Consider the following 5038-nt stretch of genomic DNA (forward strand, 5'->3'; position numbering starts at 1 on the left):
CCGCCGGGGCCCGCCGGGGCCGCGCCGTGCGAGCGGGGCGTGAAAAAATAGGTCCATCTGCTGATCCGATTGGGGGATTTGCCCGCCGCGCTCCACCCGGGTCGTCGCTCTGCGTGAACTACGCTCGCAATCCGGTGGCAGGGAGAGGAGCGGATCCGTGGCGGATTTCGTCGGGCGGCGGCGTGAGCTCAAAGAGCTGCGCGAGGACATCGCGCGAACCGGGCTCGACACCCTCTCCGGCCGCAAGGCCAAGGCGCCCCGGGCCCGGGTGCTGCTCGTCGCCGGGCGACCGGGGTCCGGGCGCACGGCCCTCGCCGAGGCCTTCGTGCAGGAGGTCGCCCAGGAGTACCCCGACGGAGTGCTCCGCACCCGGCTCACCGCCCCCGGCGGGGCGACCGTGGCCACCGAGCGGGCCGTCCGCGGCCTGCTGGAGGGGCTGGGGCGGCCCACCCCGCCCGGAGCCGGCGAGGACGAGCTGAGCTCCGCCCTGCGCACCGCCCTCGAAGGCCGCCGGGCCATCATCCTGGTCGACGACGCCGTCGACCCCGAGCAGGTGGACGCCCTGCTGCCGGACACTCCCGAGTGCCTCGTCGTGGTCACCGCCGAGGGCCCCCTCACCGGTATCCCCGACGTCCGGCCCTGCACCCTCGGCGGACTCGACACCCCCTCCGCCGTGGAGCTGCTCGTCCAGCGCATCGGCGACACCCGGGTCACCGCCGACCCCCGGGCCGCCGAGGCCCTCGCCGAGGAGTGCGGGGGCCAGCCCGCCGCGCTCGTCCTCGTCGGCGGATGGCTCGCCGCCCACCCCAAGGCCTCCGTCGCCGACGTGGCCAAGCAACTGCACGACATGCCCGCCACCACCGGCGGCCCGCTCGCCCGCGGCTTCCGGCTCGTCTACGAGTCCCTGCCGCAGCCCGCCCAGCGGACCCTGCGGCTGCTGCCGCTCGCCCCGGCCGGCACCGTCGACTCGCACACCGCCTCCGCCCTGGCCGGCTGCTCCGTGGCCGCCGCCCAGTCCACCCTCGACGACTTCGCCGGGCTGGGTCTCGTCCACCCCGCCCGCGACGGCCTCTTCCTGCTGCCCGGCTGCCTCGCGCCGCTGCTCCAGGCCCTCCTGGAGGCCAAGGAACGCCCCGCCGAGGTCCAGCTGGCCCGGGCCCGGATGCTGGAGCGCACCGTACGGCTGCTGCACTCCTGCCGGGCCATGGCCGAGGCCGAGGAGCCCGGGGTGGACGCCGCCGTCGACGACGGCCTGCGCGAACTGCTGGACGGCCTGCCGCGCGCCCTGCGGTTCCCCGACCGGCGGGCCGCCGCCACCTGGCTGGACACCCGGCTGCCCGCGCTCACCGCGGCCGCCTCGCTGGCCGTGGCCGACGGCGGGCTCGACACACTGGCCCGCCGGCTGGTCGCGGCCCTGGTCCGGGCGCTGGCGGACCACCGGGGCACGGCCGGGGCCGCCCCCGAGTTGTACGGGCTGCACCGCCTGGTCCTGGACGTGGCCGAGCGCCGCAACCTGCACCGGGAGCAGGCCGCCGCGCTGCTGAACCTGGCCGACCTGGACGCCGCGACCGGTCGGACGCAGGAGGCCCTGGAGCGCTACCGGGCCGCGCTGGACGCCGGACGGGCCGCCATGGATCCGTACGCCACGGGCCGCGCGATGGAATCCGTAGGAGGCGCCTACCAGGAGCTGGCGGACTGGCACCGGGCCTCCGACTGGTTCGGCCGGGCGCTCTCCCAGGCCCTCACCCGGGGCGAGCGCGCCGACGAGGCCCGGCTGTACGGGCGGCTCGGGAACGTCCACACCTACGCGGGGCGGTACGGGGACGCGTTGCGCAGCTGGCGGGCGGCCGCCGCGGGCTACCGGAAGCTGGCCGATGTCCCCGGCCAGGCCAAGGCGTTGAGCGAGATGGCGCGGGTCCAGGAGTACGCCGGCCGGCCCGAGGAATCGCTGCACACCTGCCGCGAGGCGGTGGAGCTGGCGCGCCGGGCCGGGGACCAGCGGCTTCAGGCCGCACTGCAGGTCAGGCTGGCCGACACGCTGGACAGATTGGGAGACCCCGCAGCTGCCAGGCTGCACCGCTCCGCAGCTGACAGATTGCTGGGAGATGACCCCGCAGCCTGCGAAATCCGTAGTGATTCCGACTGAGATTATTTGTTTGCAAGGCTAGACAGCGCGTCGTCCTTCATTAGACTGGCTTCACCACGACATCCCGTGGTGCATCCCGTTGCGCGTTCTTGTGGGCGGGTATGTATGGAAGTGCCCCCGAAAATCCCCTGAGCCAAGGACCGTGATCGACGATGAAGGTCGGCATCCCCCGCGAGGTCAAGAACAACGAGTTCCGGGTCGCCATCACGCCCGCCGGCGTGCATGAGCTGGTCCGTAACGGCCACCAGGTCTTCATCGAGCAGAACGCCGGTGTGGGTTCCTCGATCACGGACGCCGAGTACGTCTCGGCCGGGGCCGAGATCCTCGGTACCGCCGACGAGGTCTGGGCCACCGCCGACCTGCTGCTCAAGGTCAAGGAGCCCATCGCCGAGGAGTACCACCGCCTCCGCAAGGACCAGACGCTCTTCACCTACCTGCACCTGGCGGCCTCCCGCGAGTGCACGGACGCCCTGCTGGCGTCCGGCACCACCGCCATCGCCTACGAGACGGTCGAGCTCGCCAACCGCGCGCTCCCGCTGCTCGCCCCGATGTCCGAGGTCGCGGGCCGCCTGGCCCCGCAGGTCGGCGCCTACCACCTGATGCGCTCGGCCGGCGGCCGCGGCGTCCTCCCGGGCGGTGTCCCCGGCACCCACGCCGGCGAGTGCGTCGTCATCGGCGGCGGCGTCTCCGGCTGGAACGCCGCGCAGATCGCCATCGGCATGGGCTTCCACGTGACCCTGCTCGACCGCGACATCAACAAGCTCCGCGAGGCCGACAAGATCTTCGGTACGAAGATCAAGACGATCGTCTCCAACGCCTACGAGCTGGAGAAGGCCGTCGTCGAGGCCGACCTCGTCATCGGCGCCGTTCTGATCCCGGGTGCGAAGGCCCCGAAGCTGGTCACCAACGAGCTCGTCGCCAAGATGAAGCCCGGAAGTGTCCTTGTCGACATTGCGATCGACCAGGGTGGCTGCTTCGAGGACTCCCGTCCGACCACTCACGCCGAGCCGACCTTCACGGTCCACAACTCGGTCTTCTACTGCGTCGCCAACATGCCGGGCGCGGTGCCGAACACCTCCACCTACGCGCTGACGAACGCGACGCTGCCCTACATCGTGCAGCTCGCCAACCTCGGCTGGGTCGAGGCGCTGCGTCGTGACCCCGCGCTCGGCCTGGGCCTCAACACCCATGACGGCCAGGTCGTTTACGGTCCCGTCGCCGAGGCGCACGGCCTCGAGACCCTCGAGCTGAGCACGCTGCTCGGCTGACACGTCAACGACTGACGTCAATCTCACGTATCCGGCCGGACCTTGCCCGCAAGGTCCGGCCGGTCGCGTTTGCGCAGGGCCCCAGGACCCCACTCAACTCGCCTCGAACGTAACCCTTTAACCCTTTCGCGCACCCGCGAAACTTCGCAGCGACAGCTCGTGCGCCCTTGACAGAGTGGTGTTCGGTTGCCGACACATCGTGCCGGGTCCGGTGGATTGTGTTGCCGCTGAGTGGTGACACGCCATAGAGTCGCCAACCGTCGGCATGGTGCCACGCTGACCTATCGATAAGTGTCCTGGTCACGTCCGAGGAGGTAAGACGACTTGTGAATGAGTCGACATTTGCTCCTGGGGGTGGTCGAGCAGGGATGCCTGAGCGGGGCCAGGGCCCTACCGGGCTCGAAGCCGTCGGCTCCGTCGCAGTACGCACCTTCGCAAACCACCAGCACATGACGACGCCCCAAAAGAGCATGGACGGCCTAGACGTGAACTCCAGGGCCGGCGACCCGAGCGGCGAAAAGCCCGTGGGTTTCGCCGACTACGACAATGTGCCCGAGGGGCACTTCTACGACCCCGACGCGGAGTACGAACCGGACCCCGAGTACGCGGCCACTCTCGCCCCCGACGCTGCCCGTCAGCGCCGTGAGCGGATCGGCCCGACCGGACGCCCGCTTCCGTACTTCCCGATCCCGGGTCCGCTGACCGACCACGGTCCGGCGAAGATCATCGCGATGTGCAACCAGAAGGGCGGCGTGGGCAAGACCACGTCGACCATCAACCTGGGTGCCGCGCTCGCCGAGTACGGGCGCCGCGTGCTGCTCGTCGACTTCGACCCGCAGGGCGCGCTGTCCGTGGGTCTCGGCGTGAACCCGATGGAACTCGACCTGACGGTCTACAACCTGCTCATGGAGCGGGGCATGTCGGCCGACGAGGTGCTGCTCAAGACGGCGGTCCCCAACATGGACCTGCTGCCGAGCAACATCGACCTGTCCGCTGCCGAGGTGCAGTTGGTCAGTGAGGTCGCGCGCGAGTCCACCCTGCAGCGGGCCCTGAAGCCCCTGCTGGCCGACTACGACTACATCGTGATCGACTGTCAGCCTTCGCTCGGTCTGCTGACCGTGAACGCCCTGACGGCGGCTCACAAGGTCATCGTCCCGCTGGAGTGCGAGTTCTTCGCGCTGCGCGGCGTGGCGCTGCTGACCGAGACCATCGAGAAGGTGCAGGAGCGGCTCAACCCCGAGCTGGAGCTCGACGGCATCCTCGCCACGATGTACGACTCCCGTACGGTGCACAGCCGTGAGGTGCTGGCGCGCGTCGTCGAGGCCTTCGACGACCACGTCTACCACACGGTCATCGGCCGCACGGTGCGCTTCCCGGAGACCACGGTCGCCGGAGAGCCGATCACGACGTACGCCTCCAACTCCGTCGGCGCCGCCGCCTACCGCCAGCTGGCCAGGGAGGTGCTCGCCCGGTGTCACGCCGAGTGAGTCTGCCCGGAGCCGACGAACTGTTCCGTACGACCGGGGGGATGGCGCTCCAGTCGTCCTCGCCGCGGCGCGGGGTCGAGGAGGCGCCCGCCGCGGAACACTCGGCCACTTCGGCCGAGGGCATGGGGAGCGAGGGC

Annotated in this window: 3 protein-coding genes; all 3 read left to right on the forward strand. The window is 71.0% G+C overall.

Annotated elements, in window-relative coordinates:
- Nucleotides 1–157 precede the first annotated feature (157 nt).
- The 3 genes from AB8A24_RS42860 to AB8A24_RS42870 all read left to right on the forward strand — a co-directional run bounded on the left by AB8A24_RS42860 (nucleotide 158) and on the right by AB8A24_RS42870 (nucleotide 4901).
- Nucleotides 158–2146, forward strand: a complete 1989-nt coding sequence (locus tag AB8A24_RS42860; protein ID WP_369479217.1) for a tetratricopeptide repeat protein — start codon at nucleotides 158–160, stop codon at nucleotides 2144–2146.
- A gap of 152 nt (nucleotides 2147–2298) precedes the next feature.
- Complete coding sequence (gene ald / locus AB8A24_RS42865) at nucleotides 2299–3414, forward strand: alanine dehydrogenase (RefSeq protein WP_328963880.1); 1116 nt, start codon at nucleotides 2299–2301, stop codon at nucleotides 3412–3414.
- A 368-nt stretch (nucleotides 3415–3782) separates the two neighbouring features.
- Nucleotides 3783–4901: a ParA family protein gene (locus AB8A24_RS42870; protein WP_189973746.1), complete on the forward strand. Its 1119-nt coding sequence runs from the start codon at nucleotides 3783–3785 to the stop codon at nucleotides 4899–4901.
- The last annotated feature ends 137 nt before the right edge of the window (nucleotides 4902–5038 follow it).

Origin of the sequence: Streptomyces sp. BF23-19, assembly GCF_041106355.1 — a bacterium.
Classification (GTDB): domain Bacteria; phylum Actinomycetota; class Actinomycetes; order Streptomycetales; family Streptomycetaceae; genus Streptomyces; species Streptomyces virginiae_A.

Excerpts from the sequence above, each read along its gene's own strand:
- ald (WP_328963880.1), top strand. The coding sequence starts at position 2,299 with ATGAAGGTCGGCATCCCCCGCGAGGTCAAGAACAACGAGTTCCGGGTC.
- AB8A24_RS42870 (WP_189973746.1), top strand. The coding sequence starts at position 3,783 with ATGCCTGAGCGGGGCCAGGGCCCTACCGGGCTCGAAGCCGTCGGCTCC.